Below are 16,718 nucleotides of genomic sequence, written 5' to 3' on the forward strand. Positions count from 1 at the left end.
GCCCGGGATTCCGGGACTGTCTACAGTGCGGTCCCATGAGCCACGCACCCCTGGTCCCGCCCTCGGACGCCCCCGCGCCGCGTCCCGTCCCCGAGCTGCTGGCCGAGGCCCGACGCGCAGCGACCGACTGCGACTGGATCACGGCGGGCCACGCCTGGGTGGAGGCGGCGATGCAGGCCGACCTCGAAGGGGCGAACCAGGCGGCGCATGTGGCGGCTCCCGAGCTGAAGGTCCTCGCGGACGCGGGCTCCGCGGCGGCCGCGGCACTGCTCTCGGGGATCCTGCTGGAGTACTACGAGGAGTCCGCGCTGCCGATGGCGGTGGAATACGCGAAGGCGGCCGCCGATGCCGTCCATCCTGCGGGGCAGCGCACATACGGACACATGCTCGCCACCGGCCAGGGCGTGGAGGAGGACGAGGAGCGGGCCGCGGAGCTGTTCCGCGCGGCGGCCGACGCGGGTGACGCGTACGGCATGTTCAACCTCGCCGTGACGCTCGACGGCGACGAGGAACTGCGCCTGCTGGCCGGGGCCGCCGCCCGCGGCATCAGCGAGGCGGGCTGTCTGCTCGGCGACCGCCTCGGCGCGGTGGACCGGGACGAGGAGGCTCTGGCCTGGTACCTGTGGGCGGCGGAGCGCGGCGAGACGAAGGCCATGTACGCGGCCGCCTGCTGGTACCGCGACGGCTTCGGCACCGACCCTGACCCGGTCCAGGCGGTCCGCTGGTACTTCACGATGTTCGAGCACGGCGACGGCGACGGCATCCACGACGCCATCGAGCTCGCCAAGCAGGGCATGACCGACGAACAGATCCACGAGGCGGGCCGCCTCGCCGGCCAACCGGGCTCGGCGCAGGCCCTGATCGGAACGGTCACGGGCAAGCGCCCGCAGGACCGGGTGTAGCGGGCGGCGTGATGCGTGCGGCGTGATGCGTGCGGCGTGCGGCGTGCGGCGTGCGGCGTGCGGCGTGCGGCGTGCGGCGTGCGGCCGGGGCGCTACCCCGCCACGTGGGGCAGGTGCGGCGCCCGCCGGTAGCTGCTGCCGTCCCTGGTCCGGCTCATCAGGCCGCCCACGACCAGATAGCGGCGCAGCGCCGAGCAGTCCTCGTGCACCGTGAGCAGTGCCTCGTTGACCTCGCGCTCGGTGTAGGCGCGATCGGGCTCGAACAGCGTCTCGGCGAGGTGCGCGAGCAGCTGCTCGCGGCGGGCCGGCTTCCGGGGGATCGCCGTCAGCCGGCCGTGTGAGAAGAGGGCGGCCACGCTCTGCGCACCGCCGGATCGGTTGTCGTACATGGTCGGGAGCCTCGCAGCCGGGCGGCGTGCGCGGCAAAGGGATTACGGCGAGCTGCGGATCATTCCGGCTGCGAGTCGACGCCCCCCCCCCCCGGGTCGCTCGGCCCCGGGCAGCTCGGTCCCCGCCCCGGGGATCTCAGCCCAGCAGCGCGTACACCGTCGAGGCACGGGCCGCTGGCTCGTCCGTGCCCTCCGCCGTCAGCGTGATCTCCGCGAACGCCATGCGCTTGCCGAGCTTGGAGATACGGGCGTCGACCAGCACGTCCGCGCCGGCCACCGCGCGCTGGAAGGTGGTCGACTGCTGCACCGTCGTCATCGGGACGAAGGCACCGCGGGCGGAGGACACGGCGATCACGGTCGCCGTGTCGGCCGCAGCCATCAGCGCCTGGCCGGAGAGTGCGCCCCCTTCGCGGGCGAGCCGGTCCGACCAGGGCAGGCGCAGGACGGCGTGCAGGTCGCCCGTCTCCACGACGGTCAGGCCGAGGTCGAGCACCCACGGGGCGAAGTTGTCGGAGAGGATCTTGTCGGCTTCGGCCGGCGTCAGCGTCATGTGCCGATGGTGGGGCCGCCCGCGCCCCGCTGTCCACGCCGCGGAGACCTCGAACATCCGCGCCGGCGACCACGGGCACCCCGTCCGGCCGTGTTTTCGAACATCCGCGCCGGCGACCACGGGCACCCCGTCCGGCCGTGTCACATGCCTTTCCCCCCGGGACGGCCGCCACAGGCCCCCGACCCGGGCCTGCGTCCGCGTCCGCGTGTGCGTCCGGGGCACGGGTGCCGGCTTGCCGCACGGCTTGCGCCCTGTTCCGGGCGTGTCCAGGGGCGTAACCGGGTGAGCAGGCCCGGGAGCGCGGCCCGTACCCCGCTGCGAAGGCTCCGGGGGGCCGGAGCGTACGACGCGAGGAGAGCCCGATGGTGCCGCGGCCCTCACCGGGGCCGCGGCTCCTTCGCGCCGCTCCCCTTTCGGCTACTCCCCCCGCCCCTCGGCTCACGGCCCCGCCCACAGCCCTTCCGGCGTCAGTCCCAGCAGCTCGATCGCGTTCCCGCGCACGATCCGCTCCACCACATCGGGCGCCAGGTGCCCCATCTGGGCCTCCCCGACCTCCCGGGACTTGGGCCAGGTGGAGTCGGAGTGCGGGTAGTCCGTCTCGTACAGGACGTTCCCGACGCCGATCGCGTCCAGGTTCCGCAGCCCGAAGGCGTCGTCGAAGAAGCAGCCGTAGACGTGCTCGGCGAAGAGTTCCGACGGCGGGCGCAGGACCTTGTCCGCGACGCCGCCCCAGCCGCGGTTCTCCTCCCACACCACGTCGGCGCGTTCCAGGATGTACGGGATCCAGCCGATCTGGCCCTCCGCGTACATGACCTTCAGGTTGGGGAAGCGCTCGAACTTGCCGCTCATCAGCCAGTCGACCATCGAGAAGCAGCAGTTGGCGAAGGTGATCGTGGACCCTACGGCCGGCGGGGCGTCCGCCGAGGTGGAGGGCATCCTCGACGAGGAGCCGATGTGCATGGCGACCACCGTGCCGGTCTCGTCGCACGCCGCCAGGAGCGGGTCCCACTCGTCCGTGTGCACGGAGGGCAGACCCAGGTGCGGCGGTATCTCGGAGAAGGCCACCGCCCGCACGCCCCGGGCGGCGTTGCGCCGCACCTCCTCGGCGGCGAGCTCCGCGTCCCACAGGGGGATCAGCGTCAGCGGTATCAGCCGGCCCTGCGCCTCGGGGCCGCACCACTCCTCCACCATCCAGTCGTTGTACGCGCGGACGCCGAGGAGCCCGAGCTCGCGGTCCTTCGCCTCGGTGAAGGTCTGCCCGCAGAAGCGCGGGAAGGTGGGGAAGCAGAGCGCCGACTGGACGTGGTTGACGTCCATGTCCGCGAGCCGCTCGGGGACGGAGAACGAGCCCGGCCGCATCTGCTCGTATGTGATCACTTCGAGTTTGATCTCGTCCCTGTCGTAGCCGACGGCGGTGTCGAGACGGGTGAGCGGCCGGTGCAGATCCTCGTACACCCACCAGTCGCCGATCGGGCCGTCGTCCCCGGGCGCGCCCATGACCGGGGCGAACCTGCCGCCGAGGAAGGTCATTTCCCTCAGCGGGGCGCGGACGATGCGCGGGCCGGTGTCCCGGTACTTCGCCGGGAGCCGGTCCCGCCAGACGCCGGGCGGCTCCACCGTGTGGTCGTCCACCGAGATGATCTTCGGGAAGCTCGGGATGGTCTCCATGCTCTCCACGGTAGCGCTGATCTGATGGTCCGTCAGCACCTGTCGGCGGGGGCCTCGCGGCGCAGCTCCTCCTCGGCGAAGGCACGGAAGCTCCGGGCCGGCCGACCGGTCATCCGCTCGACGGTGTCGGTCGTACGGTCCTCCGCCCCGCCGGCGATGTCGCGGTCCATCGCGGCCAGCAGTGCGGCGAAGTCCCCGGGCATCACGGCGGCCAGCCTCTCGCGCAACCGGTCGGGGGTCAGGCGCCGATGGGTCACCCGGCCGCCCGTGACCTCGGTGATGACGGCGGCGATGTCGTCGTAGCTCAGCGCCTGGGGCCCGGTGAGCACCAGGTCCGTGCCGGGCGCGGACTCGTCCGTGAGCGCCCGCGCGGCGACCGCCGCGATGTCGTCGGCATCGATGAACCCGACGCGGCCGTCCCCGGCCGCACTCATGATCACGCCGCTGTCGCGGATCGTGGCGGCGTGCAGATGCCGGCCCGTGAAGTTCTGCATGAACCACGACGGCCGCAGGACCGCCCGCTGGTCGAACAGTTCGGGGAGCACGGCATGGACCCGGCCGACGGCCGGCCCTCCCCGGGGGATGGCCGAGGAGCTGAGCAGCACCGCACGCCGCACCCCCGCCGCACGGGCCCGCTCAAGGAAGGGCAGCATGACGGCGTCCGGCTCCGGGTCGCCGACCGGCGGTACGAGATAGACGGAGTCCGCGCCCCTCAGGGCCGCCGCATGGGTGGACGGGTCGTACCAGTCGAACGGGATCCCGTACGGCGCGGACGGGCGGCGGGCGGCGGCCCTGACGGTGCGGCCGAGCCCGGCCAGGCGGGGAACGACGCGGCTGCCGGTGTTGCCGGTCGCACCGGTGACCAGGACGGCTCCGCGGTCAGACATCGCCCGCCTCCGTCTCCGTCTCTGCCTCCGCCTCCGCCTCCGCCTTCGGTGCGGCGAACGGCGCCTTCGGCGCACCGAGCGACATCGCCTCCCGCGTCGGCGCCGGGACCGCGAGCGGGTTCCAGTAGTCACGCCAGCGGACGATGCGGCCGCCCTCGGCCGTCATCACGACGATGTAGTCCATCGCGTACGGCTCTCCCGTGGCGACGAGGAGGCCGGTGACGCGCATCTCGGCCACGACGGTGCCGGGGGCGTCGGTGCCGAGGACATCCAGGCGGGGGACCTCTCGCATGTCGATGCGGTCGGGATAGTCCCGCATGTACGCGGCGAGCGCCGCCCTGCCCTCCAGCCTGGACGGGAACCCGTCCGGGGCGAACGGGAACTCGACGAGCGCATCGTCCGCGAACAGCGCCACCCAGCCGTCGATGTCCTTGTCCAGCAGCAGCCTCATGCCGTGGCGGTACAGATCCGCCGGCGGCGTCATGGCATCGGTCATCGGCTCGCTCCATCCTCATCACCTAAAATACGGACTACCAGTCCGCTTGACTCAACTATACGGACCACCGGTCCGCTTGCAACCCGGGAGATCGTGTCCATGGACGAGGAACAGAGGGAACAGAGGGAGCGGAAGGCGCAAGGGCAGGGGCAGGGGGAGCGGAAGGAGCGTGCGGACGCCGCGCGCAACCGGGAGGCCGTCCTCACCGCGGCCGACGCCCTCTTCGCCCGGAGCCGGAGCCCCCGCAGCGTCTCGATGGACGACATCGCGGCGGCGGCCGGGGTCGGCAAGGGCACGCTCTTCCGCCGGTTCGGTGACCGCGCCGGGCTGGTCCGTGCGCTGTTCGAGGCGCGGATCGGACCCCTGCGGGAGGCCGTGGAGACCGGCCCGGCGCCCCTGGGTCCCGGCGGCCCACCGCGCGAACGCGTACTCGCCGTACTGGACGCGGTCGTCCGGTTCAAGCTCCAGAACCGCCACCTGTCGCTGGCCCTGGAGGAGGACGGCGCCGGCAGTCCCTATCAGGCCGCCCACTACGCGTGGTGGCACGCGACCCTCGCCGGCGCGCTGCGGGGGATCCCGCGGAGCACCGACAGCGACTTCACCGCCCACGCGCTGCTCGCGGCGACCCGGGCCGACCTCGTCGAGCATCTCTTCTCCCAGGAGGACATGAGCGCCGATCAGATCAGGGCGCACCTCGCGGCCTTCGCGGCCAAGGTGCTGGACGCAGATCCTGTGCAGAGCGTCACCCACTGCTGACGTGCCGGGCCCTCGCAAGGCAGACTGTGCGGGGCGACACCGGCGAGGGGGAAGCCATGGACCGTGAGAACGGGCCCTCCGCACAGACACACATTCCGGAGCAGCGATCTCCGGTACGACGGCACGACGACGGAGCAGCCGGCAGTGACGGCGGTGCCGGGAGCGGCACCGGCGGCAGCCCTGGCGGCAGCGGCGGCAGCGGCACCGGCGTCGGCCTGCGCTTCAGCGTGCTCGGCCCGGTCCGCGCCTGGCACGACGGCGAAGCCCTGCCCTCCGGGTCCCCGCAGCAGCGGGCCCTGCTCGCCGCGCTGCTGCTGCGCGAGGGACGTACCGCCACGGCCGCCGAGCTGATCGACGCGATCTGGGGCGAGGAGCCGCCCTCCCAGGCGCTGGCGGCGGTACGGACGTACGCGTCCAGGCTGCGCAAGGTGCTCGGCCCCGGCGTACTGGTCAGCGAGTCCGGCGGCTACGCCATCCGCACCCCCTCCGACGCCCTCGACCTCCAGGTGGCGCAGGAGCTCGTCGCCGAGGCGGAGAAGGCGAAGGCCAGCGGCGACCGCTGCCAGGCCCGGGTGCTGATCAACAAGTCGCTGGGCCTGTGGGACGGCGAGGCGCTCGCCTCCGTACCCGGGCCGTACGCCGAGTCGCAGCGGGCCCGCCTGGAGGAGTGGCGGCTCCAGCTCCTGGAGAGCCGCCTGGAGATGGACCTCGACGTCGGCTGCCACGCCGAGGCGGTCTCCGAGCTCACCGCGCTGACCGCGGCGCATCCGCTGCGCGAGCGGCTGCGGGAGCTGCTGATACTCGCGCTGTACCGCAGCGGACGCCAGGCCGAGGCCCTCGCGGTCTACGCGGACACACGCCGGCTGCTCGCCGACGAACTCGGCGTCGACCCGCGCCCCGAACTCTCCCGGCTCCAGCAGCGAATCCTCCAGGCCGACGCGGAACTGGCCCGTCCGGTCGAGGAGTCCGCCGCGCCGAGCGCCCCGCAGGTCACGCGCCCGGCCCAGCTCCCGGCGACCGTCCCCGACTTCACCGGGCGCGCCGCCTTCGTACGGGAGCTGAGCGGACGGCTCGCCACCGCCGAGGGCTCGGTGATGGCCGTCTCCGCGCTGGCGGGCATCGGCGGCGTCGGCAAGACGACGCTCGCCGTCCATGTCGCCCACGCGGCCCGGCCGCACTTCCCCGACGGCCAGCTGTACGTCGACCTCCAGGGCGCGGGCCCGCGGGCGGCCGAACCGGAGACGGTGCTCGGCGCGTTCCTGCGGGCGCTCGGTACGGCGGACCCGGCGATCCCCGACTCGCTCGACGAGCGCGCGGCGCTCTTCCGCTCCCTGCTCGACGGCCGCCGCGTCCTGGTCCTGCTGGACAACGCCCGCGACGCGGCCCAGGTCCGCCCGCTGCTGCCCGGCACGGCGGGCTGCGCGGCGCTGGTGACGTCCCGGGTGCGGATGGTCGACCTGGCGGGCGCGCACCTGGTCGACCTGGACGTGATGTCCCCGGAGGAGGCGCTCCAGCTCTTCACCCGCATCGTCGGCGACGAACGCGTCTCGGCCGAGCGGGAGGCCGCGCTCGACGTCGTCGCCGCCTGCGGCTTCCTGCCGCTCGCCATCCGCATCGCGGCCTCCCGGCTGGCCGCCCGCCGCACCTGGACGGTCTCGGTCCTGGCCGCGAAGCTCGCCGACGAGCGCCGCCGCCTGGACGAGCTCCAGGCCGGCGACCTCGCCGTCAAGGCCACCTTCGAGCTGGGCTACGGCCAGTTGGAGCCGGCCCAGGCCCGCGCCTTCCGCCTCCTCGGCCTCGCCGACGGCCCCGACCTCTCCCTGGCCGCGGCCGCCGCCGTCCTCGACCTGCCGCCCCAGGCCACCGAGGACCTCCTGGAGGCCCTCGTCGACACCTCCCTTGTCGAGTCGGCGGCCCCGGGCCGCTACCGGTACCACGACCTCGTACGGCTCTACGCGCGTGCATGCGCGGAGCGGGACGAGCAGCCACCGGCGGAGCGGGAGGCGGCGCTGTCACGGCTGCTGGACTTCTATCTGGCGACGGCGGCGCGGGTGTTCGCCATCGGCCGCCCGGGCGACCGGCTGGTGGACCACCTGGAGCCGACGGGGGACGCGGGGCTCGAGTTCACCGACCGGAACGAAGCCCAGGACTGGCTCTACGCGGAGGCGAACTGCCTCCTGGCCTGTGCACGGCAGACTCTGGCGGGTCCGCGGCTGCGGCGCGCCGTGGACCTGCTGTGGGCGGCGCAGGACCTCGCGGAGTCCGGCGCGAACTCGAAGGTGTACGAGTCGGTCGCCTTCACGGCGCTCGAAGCGGCACGCGCCGCCGGCGACCCGCGCACCGAGGGGCGCGCGCGGACCTCGGTGACCAACGTCCATCTGGTGGCCGGCCGTTACGACGCGGCGGACGAGGAGGCCAAGCAGGCCGCCCGGCTCGCGCAGGCCGCGGCGGATCCGGCGCCCGTGTACTGGTCCGACAACGACCGGGGCATCATCGCCCTGGTCCAGGGGCGCTACGAGGAGGCCGAGGAGCTCCTGGAGCGGGCGATGGAGGGCTCACGGGCCGACGGGAACCTCCCCGGCGAAGCCAGCGCCCTGTGCAACCTCTCCCGTATCCACGTCGCCCTGGGGCGCACCGACCAGGGCATCGCCATGGCCGAGCAGGGCATCGCCATATACGACCGGATCGGGCACGCCCTCCGGCTGGCCAACGCCCGCTACGCCCTCGGCGTCGCCCTCACCCAGTCGGGCCGTCACGCCGACGCGCTGGAGCAGTACCACGAGGCTCTGCTCAGCTTCGGCCGCAACCGCCAGCGCCTCTGGGAAGGGACCACTCACTTCCGTATCGCGGAGGCCCACCTGGGGGCGCGCCGGCCCGCGCAGGCGGCGCTCCACGCCGAGCAGGCGCTGGCGAGCGGCGGTATCGGCGGCGACCGTATGCGGGGCAACACCCTCACCGTTCTCGGCAGGGCCCTCGAAGCGCTCCGCCAGGGGGACCGCGCCCGCGCCTGCTGGCGCGAGGCCCTCGCCATCTACCAGCAGTTGGGCGCCGCCGAGGCCGACGACGTCCTGCGGCTGCTGACACCGGTCGCGGCCGCATGACGCCTGCGGCGTGAGGCGTTCAGCATTCGTTTATGCCCACCCGGCACTCTCATGGGTGTCGATCCGTCGTATCGGGGGGCAGACGGGTCACCTGGGAGCTCATCGTTAGGGTGAGCGGTCCCGAGACGCCCGTTCGGCGACCCACGGGGGAGTCGCCGAACGGGCGTTACCGATCGAACGCCGCAACGCCGCACGCCGGCACGAAGGGGAGCTGACGACGATGAGCGACGAGAAGAAGAACGAAGACCTCACCACCCTGGGTGACCACCACGCGCCGGCCCCGCCGAAGGACGGCGACGTCACCACGCTCGGCGACCACCACGCTCCCGTCCCGCCCACCGAGGGCATCACGACGATGGGTGACCACCACGCGCCGGTCCCGCCCGCCGACGGCGGCATCACGACGATGGGTGACCACCACGCCCCCGCGCCGCCCAAGGACGCCTGAGACTCAATCCGACGGGGAACGGCCGCGGCGGCGCGGAGGGGGAGCCGCCGCGGCCGCCGCATGCCCGGGCGCGGCCGGTCAGCGTCGGGCACGACGGGGCCCGTGGAGCTGCTCACCCGGAGTGCGGCCGGCCCAGCCCTCCCGTGCCCTGAGCTCCGTCTTCAGGACCTTGCCGCTCGCGTTGCGCGGGAGGTCCGGAACGAACTCGACCTCGCGCGGCACCTTGTAGTTCGCCATCTCGCGGCGCGACCACGCGATCAGGTCGTCCGCCGTGAGCGTGGAGCCCCGGCGGCGGACCGCGTACGCCTTGCCGACCTCGCCCAGGCGGGTGTCGGGGATGCCGATGACGGCGATGTCGGCGATGTCGGGGTGGAGGCCGAGGAGTTGCTCGATCTCGGCGGGGTAGGCGTTGAAGCCGCCGACGATGAACATGTCCTTGATGCGGTCGGTGATGCGCAGGTTGCCGGCGTCGTCGAGGACGCCGACGTCGCCCGTGTGGAGCCAGCCGTCCGTGTCGAGGATCCCGGCGGTACCGGCCGGGTCCTCGAAGTATCCGTGCATGACGTTGTGGCCGCGGACGAGGACCTCGCCCGGTTCGCCGGGGCCCGCGGAGAGGACGCGGACCTCGGTGTCCGGGATGGCGCGGCCCGAGGTGGCGGCGATGACCGGAGGGGGGTCGCCGCGGCGGCACATCGTGACGATGCCGGAGGCTTCGGAGAGGCCGTAGGCCGTGAGGACGGTCGCGATGCGGAGTTCGTCGCGGAGGCGTTCGACGAGGCGCAGCGGGACGACCGCGGCGCCCGTGACGACCAGGCGCAGCGCCGACAGGTCGTGGGTGTCGCGTGCGGGGTGGTCGAGGAGGGACTGGTGCAGGGTCGGGGGGCCCGGGAGGACGGATATGCGTTCCGAGGCGATGTTCGCCAGCACCGTGTCCACGTTGAAGACGGGCTGCGGGATCATCACCGCGCCCCGCATGAGGCAGGCGATGATGCCCGCCTTGTAGCCGAAGGTGTGGAAGAAGGGGTTCACGATCAGATAGCGGTCGCCCTCCCGCAGCCCCGCCAGCTCCGACCAGATCGCGTAGCAGCGCAGTGTCTGGGCGTGGGTGATGACGGCTCCCTTGGGCGCGCCCGTGGTGCCCGAGGTGAAGATGATGTCCGAGGGGGACGAGGAGGCGACCGCGTCCGCCCGTGCCCGTACCTCCGACGCCGGCACCCCGTCGCCGCCCGCCAGGAAGTCCTTCCATGTCCGGTAGTCCTCGGGTGCGCTGTCGGCGAGGACCACCACCTGTTCCAGACAGGGCAGTTCCACGTCGGCCCGGCGCAGGGACGCGACGTACGACGTGCCCAGGAAGGTACCGGTGATGAAGAGCAGTTTCGCGCGGGAGCGTGCGAGGACGTATGCCGCCTCCGTGCCCTTGAAGCGGGTGTTGAGGGGCACGAGCACCGCGCCCGCCGACACCGCGCCGAGGGCGGAGACGATCCAGTCGAGGGTGTTGGGCGCCCAGACGGCGACCCGGTCGCCCGGCTCCACCCCCGCCGCGATGCACGCGGCCGCCGCCCGCTCGACACGCTCGCCGAGTTCGGCGTACGAGACGCGCGTACGACCCTCGACGACGGCCTCCCGCGCCCCGTACCGTTCCGCCGCGCTCCGTACCAGCCCCGGGATCGTGCCCCACTCCAGGTCGCCGCGCATAGCTGAGCCTCCCGAACCAGATAGCTGACTGTCCGTCAGATTAGCTGTACCCTCGCCCGCATGGCGAGCCTCAAGGACGCAACAGCGATAGCCGGGATAGGACAGACACCCTTCGCGAAACACCTCCCCGAATCCGAGAAGACCCTGGCCTGCCGGGCCATCCTCGCCGCGCTCGACGACGCGGGCATCGCACCCGCCGAGGTCGACGGCTTCGCGTCGTACACGATGGAGGAGACCGACGAGGTCGAGATCGCCAAGGCCATCGGCGCGGGTGATGTCACCTTCTTCAGCAAGGTCGGGTACGGGGGCGGCGGCTCCTGCGCGACCGTCGCCCATCTCGCGGCCGCCGTCGCGACCGGCCAGGCGAGCGTCGGTGTCGCCTGGCGCTCACGCAAGCGCGGGTCGGGGCCGCGGCCCTGGACGAACACGGCCGTCCAGCTGCCCACCCCCGGGCAGTGGACCCGCCCCTTCGGGCTGCTGCGCCCGGCCGACGAGATCGGCATGCTCGCGCGCCGCTACATGCACGAGTACGGCGCCACCCGCGACCACCTCTTCAACGTCGCCCTCGCGTGCCGTAACCGCGCCAACCAGAACCCCGCCGCGATCATGTACGAGCGCCCGCTGACCCGCGAGATGTACATGACCTCGCGCTGGATCAGCGAGCCGCTCTGCCTCTTCGACAACTGCCTGGAGACGGACGGGGCGCTGGCCTGCGTGATCGTCTCCGCCGAGCGGGCCCGCGACTGCCGCCGCAAGCCCGTGTACGTGCACTCCGCCGCCCAGGGCCTGCCCGCCCAGCACCACGGCATGGTCAACTACTGGAACGACGACCCGCTCACCGGCCCCGCCTGGACCGCGGCCCGGCAGCTGTGGAAGACCGCCGACTTCGGGCCCCAGGACATCGACGTCGCCCAGATCTACGACGCGTTCACCCCCCTCATCCCGCTCTCCCTGGAGGGGTACGGCTTCTGCGGCCGCGGCGAGGGCGCCGCGTACACCGAGGGCGGCGCACTGGAGATCGGCGGCCGGCTGCCCGTCAACACCGGCGGCGGCGGGCTCAGCGAGGCGTACGTCCACGGCTTCAACCTCATCACCGAGGGCGTGAAGCAGCTCCGCGGCACCGGCACCGCCCAGGTGCCGGGCGCCGCGACCTGCCTGGTGACGGCGGGCGAAGGCGTTCCCACATCGGCCGTACTGCTGAGGAGTTGACCATGCTCAAGCCCCAGGTCGACGAGGACGGCGCCCCCTTCTGGGAGTACGCCGCCCAGGGCGAGCTGCGCATCCAGGGCTGTGCAGGACCCGGCTGCGGCGCGCTGCGCTTCCCGCCGCGCCCCTGCTGCCCGCACTGCCAGTCCTTCGACAGCGAGTGGCGCCGGATGAGCGGACGCGGCCGCATCTGGTCGTACGTCCTCCCCCACCCGCCCCTCCTGCCCGCCTACGCCGAACAGGCCCCGTACAACGCGGTCGTCGTCGAACTCGCCGACGCGCCCCGCATCCGCCTCGTCGGCAACGTGGTCGCCACGCCCGACGCGCCGCTCAACTCCGTCGATCCGGCGCGGCTGCGCATCGGCGCCGCGGTGCGGGTGGCGTTCACCGAGCTCGCGGACGGGACCACCGTGCCGCGCTGGCTGCTGGAGCGCGTATGAGCATCCGCGTCGAGACGGACAAGGACACCGGCGTCGCCCTCGTCACCCTCGACCGGCCCGCCAGGCACAACGCGATCGACCTGGCGATGGCGGAGGAACTGGCGCGCGTCTGGCGGGGGTTCCGGTACGACGACTCGGTGCGCGCCGCCGTCGTGACGGGCGCGGGGACACGGGCCTTCTGCACCGGCATCGACCGCGGAGCCGAGGTGCCCCAGCCGTCGTCCCCGTACACGATCGACGATCCGCTGCTCACGATCGGGCCGAAGGCGAACGACCTGTGGAAACCCGTCGTCGCGGCGGTCCGCGGGATGGCCTGCGGCGGGGCGTTCTACCTGCTGGGCGAGGCGGAGTTCGTCATCGCCGCCGAGGACGCGGAGTTCTTCGACCCGCATACGACGTACGGCATGGTCAGCGCGTACGAGTCCGTGTACATGGCGATGCGGATGCCGTTCGGGGAAGTGGCCCGGATGGCGCTCATGGGCACCGCCGAGCGGGTCTCGGCCCGGCGGGCGTACGAGACCGGCCTGGTCAGCGAGGTGGTGCCGCCCGGTGAGGAGGTGGCCGCCGCGGTGCGCTGCGCCGCCGTCGTCGCCTCGTACCCGACGGAGGCCGTCCAGGGGACGGTGCGGGCCCTCTGGTCGGCCAAGGAGGCGGCCCGTGCGCAGGCGCTCGCCCACGCCCCGCACCTGATCGCGCTCGGCAACCTGCCGCCGGAGCGGCAGGCCGACCTCTTCGCGAGCGGGCGGGGCGGGGGCGGCGGCGCGGGCGGGTACCGGCTGCGCTAGGGAGTGTCTTCACAGTGGCGTCGTCCGCCCGGAGGGCGGGCCCGGCGGCGTCTGGTGCGTGCGATCGCAAGGCGGAGGACAGAGTCCAAGCGGTCAGGGCACCTCCCGTACCCGAAGGGCCACGGGGGCGGGGAGACCCTCCAGGCGCGAGCTCTGGGGGAGCGTGCCAGACGCCGCCGGGCAGACGGGACTCTGAAGACACGACCGAGGCGGGTACCGCGTGCGTCAGGAGACGTGGGCGGTGCGGGTCGCGCTGACGACCTTGCACGTCCTGGAGTCGGTTCCCTTGCCGGAGCCGGAGTAGAAGGCGCTCGCCTCCGTGAAGTACGACTCGTTCCCCGCGACCGTGATGTCCTCGATCGTGTCGACGAAGGGCGCGGAGGCGGGGGTGTCGCCCGCGAAGTGCACCGTGATGTCGTAGGTCTGGGACACCGCGGTGGAGTTGCTGATGACGAGCTGGCCCCGGATGTTCTTGGCGGCGGGGTCGATGGAGCAGAAGTCGACCTCGACGTCGCCCATGGCGTCGACGGGCGTGGGGACGGCGGTGGGGGTGGGGGTGGCCGTGATGTCACCGCCGCCGGTGGTGACACCGTCGTCGACGTCGGTGTCGGGGTCGGGGTCGCTGTGGCTGCCGCCGCTCGTGAACCCGCCGGAGCCGGAGCTCGACGAGCCGGAGCCGCTGTCGTCGTCACAGCCGCCGCCGCGGGAGCCGCGGGCGCCGGTGAGTGTGACGAGGACGAGGCCGAAGACGGCGATGGCACGGATGTGACGCGGCTTCATGGATTCAACCCCCCGTTGAACAAGCCCGTTTGACGTGACGGGTCCGCGTCACCCTACCCCTCGTGGCGCGCTCCTCCGCCCCGGGGCCACTGCCCCGGGGAGGGAAGCCCTAGGCCGAGGCCGCGCGGCCCGTCGCCGTGCCCTTCAGGGCGTCGAGGGCGTAGACGCAGCGGTCCTTGGAGCAGGCGTACACCACACCGTTGCGCGCCACCGGCGAGCCGGTGATCTCTCCGCCGGTCGCGAGCTTCCAGCGGAGCTGGCCGCCGGCCGCGTCCAGGGTGTAGAGGACGTGGTCGGCGGAGCCGAAGTGCACACGGCCGTCCGCGACGACCGGTGTGCCGATCACCTCGCCGCCCGCCGCGAAACGCCACTTGGGCGTGCCGGTGACCGCGTCGAGGGTGTACAGCGCGCTGCCGCTGCCGACATGGATGTTGCCGTCGGCGACGAGGACCGGCTCGATCGACTGACGGGACTCGGTGGCGATGCGCCAGCGGTCCTTGCCGGTCGTCGCGTCGAGGGCGTACACCGTGCCGAGGTAGTCGGCGAGGTACACCCCGCCGCCCGTCACGGCCGGCCCCGGCGCGAAGGCCGGCGGCGCGAGGAAGACCGCGGGCGCCTCGAAGTGCCAGCGCACGCGGCCGCTCACGGTGTCGACGCACAGGACCCGGGTCCCTGCCGAGACGTACGTACAGCCGTCCGGCGCCTGGTTCACCCGCACCGGTACGCCGCCGCAGGACGCGGCGTCGCCGACGGGGTACGACCAGCGTTCCGCGCCGGTGCGGGCGTCGAGGGCCTGGAGTCGGGCGGCGCGCCAGACGTAGACGGTGTCGCCGAAGAGCGCGGGCCCGGCCTCCGGGGACTCGAAGTCGGTCTGGGCGCCGCTGGTCTCCCACAGCTTCTCGCCGTTGGACGCCTCCCACGCCTGGACGCCGCCGCCGCGCGTGCTGGTGACGACGGTGCCGCGCGCGGCCTTGAGGGAGTACACCCAGGCGTCGGTCTGCAGCCGCCACCGCTCGCTGCCGTCCGCCGCGTCGAGCGCGTACAGGGTGGGCCCGTCCGAGGCGTGGATACGGCCGCCCGCGACGGCCATCGCCCAGGCCACGTCGCGGGTCTTGAACTGGCGGCGGCCGGTGCCGACGTCGAGCGCGTGCACCTCGAAGGAGGTGACGTAGAGCAGATCGCCGTCCACGACGGGCGTGCCCCAGACGTCGTTCGACATCCGGAACCGCCAGGGCCGCCAGCGCGCAGGACCGCCGTCCGGGGGTGCCGCGGGCCCGGGAACGGGCGGCGCGGCGGCCGGGGCAGGGGCGGCGGTGGGCGGCGGCATGGCGCTCGTCGCGCCGGGGTCGTTGCCTCCGCCGGGCGCACGGACCCAGCCGGTGGCGGGACCCGCGTCCACGGCGGCACCGGCGCCGCGGGTGTCGGCGACGCGCAGGCCGGGACCGATGGGGACCCGGGCCCCGGCGAGGCGTACGGGGCTGTCCTGCGCGGCAGGGGCCACGGCGCCGGGGCGGGCCTGTCCGGGGCGGGGGTCGTTGCCGCCGCGCCAGGCGGAGTCCCAGTCCCGCCCGGCGTCGGGCCTGTGGTCCGGTCTGGGCGGAGTCTCCGGGCGGCGTCCACCGGCACCGGCACCAACACCGGCGCCCGCCTGGGGAGGCCGTCCGCCCCGCCGCTGCTCGATCATCGACACCGCCCGGCCAGGCAGCCATGCCGACGCCGTACCGCTGTCGTCGTCCCCGCCCGACGAGAACAGATGCGGCGCCAGCTGCGCCTGGAGGTCCTCGGGGCTGGGCCGCCGGCCGGCCTCCATCTGCATGCAGGACTCGATGAGCGGCCGCAGCTCGTCGGGCAGCCCGGCCAGGTCCGGCCCCTCGCGCAGCAGCATGAAGACGGTCTCGACGGGGTTCGCACCGTGGAAGGGGGCGTGCCCGGTCGCCGCGAAGACGAGCGTGGAGCCGAGCGAGAAGACGTCGCTCGCGCCCGTGACGCTGCGCGAGTCCCGCGCCTGCTCGGGCGACATGTAGGCGGGCGTGCCGACGGCGACGTTCGTCATGGTCAGCCGGGTGTTGGAGACGCCGGACGCGATACCGAAGTCGATGACCCGCGGCCCGTCCTCGACGACGAGGACGTTCGACGGCTTCAGGTCGCGGTGCACGAGGCCGGCGCCGTGGATGGACTGGAGGGCCTCGGCGATGCCGGCCGCGAGCCAGCGCACCGCCTGGGCCGGGAGCGGCCCGCACTCGTTCACTATCTCCTCGAGCGAGGGCGCGGGCACGTACGCGGTGGCGAGCCACGGCACGGCGGCGCGCGGGTCGGCGTCCACCACGGCCGCGGTGTAGAAGCCGGAGACCGCCCGCGCGGCCTCCACCTCGCGGGTGAAGCGGACGCGGAAGAGCTGGTCCTCGGCGAGCTCGGTGCGCACCGTCTTGATCGCCACGCGCCGGCCGGACGCCGAGCGTGCGAGATAGACCAGCCCCATGCCGCCGGCTCCGAGCCGTCCCAGCACCTCGAAGGGGCCGATCCGCCTCGGGTCGTGCTGCGTCAGCTGCTCCACTTCGCCTGCCACCTCCCCGTACGGGCCATGTAGGTACGGCCCAGTGGACCCTGATTGTTCC

Annotated in this window: 15 protein-coding genes; 7 read left to right on the forward strand and 8 right to left on the reverse strand. The window is 73.5% G+C overall.

Features of this window, described 5'->3' with window-relative positions; translation table 11 throughout:
- The first annotated feature begins 35 nt into the window (after positions 1–35).
- Positions 36–902, forward strand: a complete 867-nt coding sequence (locus KK483_RS14705; RefSeq protein WP_262005682.1) for a tetratricopeptide repeat protein — start codon at positions 36–38, stop codon at positions 900–902.
- A gap of 92 nt (positions 903–994) precedes the next feature.
- On the opposite strand, the gene KK483_RS14710 is transcribed toward KK483_RS14705, so the two are convergent.
- The 5 genes from KK483_RS14710 to KK483_RS14730 all read right to left on the reverse strand — a co-directional run bounded on the left by KK483_RS14710 (position 995) and on the right by KK483_RS14730 (position 4,892).
- On the reverse strand, positions 995–1,291 hold the full coding sequence (locus tag KK483_RS14710) for a DUF2087 domain-containing protein (RefSeq protein WP_262005683.1): 297 nt from the start codon (positions 1,289–1,291) through the stop codon (positions 995–997).
- 136 nt (positions 1,292–1,427) lie between these two features.
- Entirely contained in the window at positions 1,428–1,841 is a 414-nt protein-coding gene (locus KK483_RS14715) for a PaaI family thioesterase (RefSeq protein ID WP_262005684.1), read from the reverse strand.
- A 438-nt stretch (positions 1,842–2,279) separates the two neighbouring features.
- Entirely contained in the window at positions 2,280–3,509 is a 1,230-nt protein-coding gene (locus KK483_RS14720; RefSeq protein WP_262005685.1) for an amidohydrolase family protein, read from the reverse strand.
- A 32-nt stretch (positions 3,510–3,541) separates the two neighbouring features.
- Positions 3,542–4,396: an NAD(P)H-binding protein gene (locus KK483_RS14725; RefSeq protein WP_262005686.1), complete on the reverse strand. Its 855-nt coding sequence runs from the start codon at positions 4,394–4,396 to the stop codon at positions 3,542–3,544.
- Positions 4,389–4,892 (reverse strand): nuclear transport factor 2 family protein, encoded by a 504-nt coding sequence (locus tag KK483_RS14730; protein ID WP_313879093.1) that lies wholly within the window; start codon positions 4,890–4,892, stop codon positions 4,389–4,391. Before KK483_RS14730 ends, KK483_RS14725 begins: the two co-directional genes overlap by 8 nt.
- 99 nt (positions 4,893–4,991) lie before the next feature.
- Between KK483_RS14730 and KK483_RS14735 the strand changes: the two genes are divergently transcribed.
- The 3 genes from KK483_RS14735 to KK483_RS14745 all read left to right on the forward strand — a co-directional run bounded on the left by KK483_RS14735 (position 4,992) and on the right by KK483_RS14745 (position 9,197).
- A complete protein-coding gene (locus KK483_RS14735; RefSeq protein ID WP_262005688.1) occupies positions 4,992–5,648 on the forward strand; it encodes a TetR/AcrR family transcriptional regulator in 657 nt (218 codons plus the stop codon).
- Between the two features lie 56 nt (positions 5,649–5,704).
- Positions 5,705–8,749, forward strand: a complete 3,045-nt coding sequence (locus KK483_RS14740) for a BTAD domain-containing putative transcriptional regulator (RefSeq protein WP_262005689.1) — start codon at positions 5,705–5,707, stop codon at positions 8,747–8,749.
- Between the two features lie 220 nt (positions 8,750–8,969).
- Positions 8,970–9,197, forward strand: coding sequence for a hypothetical protein (locus KK483_RS14745; protein WP_262005690.1), 228 nt, complete (start codon positions 8,970–8,972; stop codon positions 9,195–9,197).
- A 78-nt stretch (positions 9,198–9,275) separates the two neighbouring features.
- Here the strand turns inward: KK483_RS14745 and KK483_RS14750 are convergent, their stop codons facing one another.
- The gene (locus tag KK483_RS14750; RefSeq protein WP_262005691.1) at positions 9,276–10,892 is read right to left on the reverse strand and encodes a FadD3 family acyl-CoA ligase; all 1,617 of its coding nucleotides are present in this window, start codon (positions 10,890–10,892) and stop codon (positions 9,276–9,278) included.
- A gap of 60 nt (positions 10,893–10,952) precedes the next feature.
- Here KK483_RS14750 and KK483_RS14755 point away from each other — a divergent pair, with 60 nt between their 5' ends.
- From KK483_RS14755 to KK483_RS14765, 3 genes are read left to right on the forward strand one after another with little or no spacing between them, the layout of a single operon-like run.
- Positions 10,953–12,101 (forward strand): lipid-transfer protein, encoded by a 1,149-nt coding sequence (locus tag KK483_RS14755; protein WP_262005692.1) that lies wholly within the window; start codon positions 10,953–10,955, stop codon positions 12,099–12,101.
- A gap of 2 nt (positions 12,102–12,103) precedes the next feature.
- Complete coding sequence (locus KK483_RS14760) at positions 12,104–12,538, forward strand: Zn-ribbon domain-containing OB-fold protein (protein WP_262005693.1); 435 nt, start codon at positions 12,104–12,106, stop codon at positions 12,536–12,538.
- Positions 12,535–13,323, forward strand: coding sequence for an enoyl-CoA hydratase/isomerase family protein (locus tag KK483_RS14765; RefSeq protein WP_262005694.1), 789 nt, complete (start codon positions 12,535–12,537; stop codon positions 13,321–13,323). Before KK483_RS14760 ends, KK483_RS14765 begins: the two co-directional genes overlap by 4 nt.
- Positions 13,324–13,548: 225 nt before the next feature.
- Here KK483_RS14765 and KK483_RS14770 read toward each other — a convergent pair whose 3' ends face one another.
- Together KK483_RS14770 and KK483_RS14775 are read right to left on the reverse strand one after the other, a co-directional pair.
- Positions 13,549–14,103: a hypothetical protein gene (locus KK483_RS14770; protein ID WP_262005695.1), complete on the reverse strand. Its 555-nt coding sequence runs from the start codon at positions 14,101–14,103 to the stop codon at positions 13,549–13,551.
- Between the two features lie 109 nt (positions 14,104–14,212).
- Positions 14,213–16,657 (reverse strand): PQQ-binding-like beta-propeller repeat protein, encoded by a 2,445-nt coding sequence (locus tag KK483_RS14775; RefSeq protein ID WP_262005696.1) that lies wholly within the window; start codon positions 16,655–16,657, stop codon positions 14,213–14,215.
- Positions 16,658–16,718: the final 61 nt, after the last annotated feature.

The sequence above is a fragment of the Streptomyces sp. FIT100 genome (genome assembly GCF_024584805.1).
Classification (GTDB): domain Bacteria; phylum Actinomycetota; class Actinomycetes; order Streptomycetales; family Streptomycetaceae; genus Streptomyces.

Bases quoted from the DNA above. Each gene is read 5' to 3' on its own strand.
- KK483_RS14705 (WP_262005682.1), top strand. From the start codon at position 36: ATGAGCCACGCACCCCTGGTCCCGCCCTCGGACGCCCCCGCGCCGCGT.
- KK483_RS14710 (WP_262005683.1), bottom strand. From the start codon at position 1,291: ATGTACGACAACCGATCCGGCGGTGCGCAGAGCGTGGCCGCCCTCTTC.
- KK483_RS14715 (WP_262005684.1), bottom strand. From the start codon at position 1,841: ATGACGCTGACGCCGGCCGAAGCCGACAAGATCCTCTCCGACAACTTC.
- KK483_RS14720 (WP_262005685.1), bottom strand. From the start codon at position 3,509: ATGGAGACCATCCCGAGCTTCCCGAAGATCATCTCGGTGGACGACCAC.
- KK483_RS14725 (WP_262005686.1), bottom strand. From the start codon at position 4,396: ATGTCTGACCGCGGAGCCGTCCTGGTCACCGGTGCGACCGGCAACACC.
- KK483_RS14730 (WP_313879093.1), bottom strand. From the start codon at position 4,892: ATGACCGATGCCATGACGCCGCCGGCGGATCTGTACCGCCACGGCATG.
- KK483_RS14735 (WP_262005688.1), top strand. From the start codon at position 4,992: ATGGACGAGGAACAGAGGGAACAGAGGGAGCGGAAGGCGCAAGGGCAG.
- KK483_RS14740 (WP_262005689.1), top strand. From the start codon at position 5,705: ATGGACCGTGAGAACGGGCCCTCCGCACAGACACACATTCCGGAGCAG.
- KK483_RS14745 (WP_262005690.1), top strand. From the start codon at position 8,970: ATGAGCGACGAGAAGAAGAACGAAGACCTCACCACCCTGGGTGACCAC.
- KK483_RS14750 (WP_262005691.1), bottom strand. From the start codon at position 10,892: ATGCGCGGCGACCTGGAGTGGGGCACGATCCCGGGGCTGGTACGGAGC.
- KK483_RS14755 (WP_262005692.1), top strand. From the start codon at position 10,953: ATGGCGAGCCTCAAGGACGCAACAGCGATAGCCGGGATAGGACAGACA.
- KK483_RS14760 (WP_262005693.1), top strand. From the start codon at position 12,104: ATGCTCAAGCCCCAGGTCGACGAGGACGGCGCCCCCTTCTGGGAGTAC.
- KK483_RS14765 (WP_262005694.1), top strand. From the start codon at position 12,535: ATGAGCATCCGCGTCGAGACGGACAAGGACACCGGCGTCGCCCTCGTC.
- KK483_RS14770 (WP_262005695.1), bottom strand. From the start codon at position 14,103: ATGAAGCCGCGTCACATCCGTGCCATCGCCGTCTTCGGCCTCGTCCTC.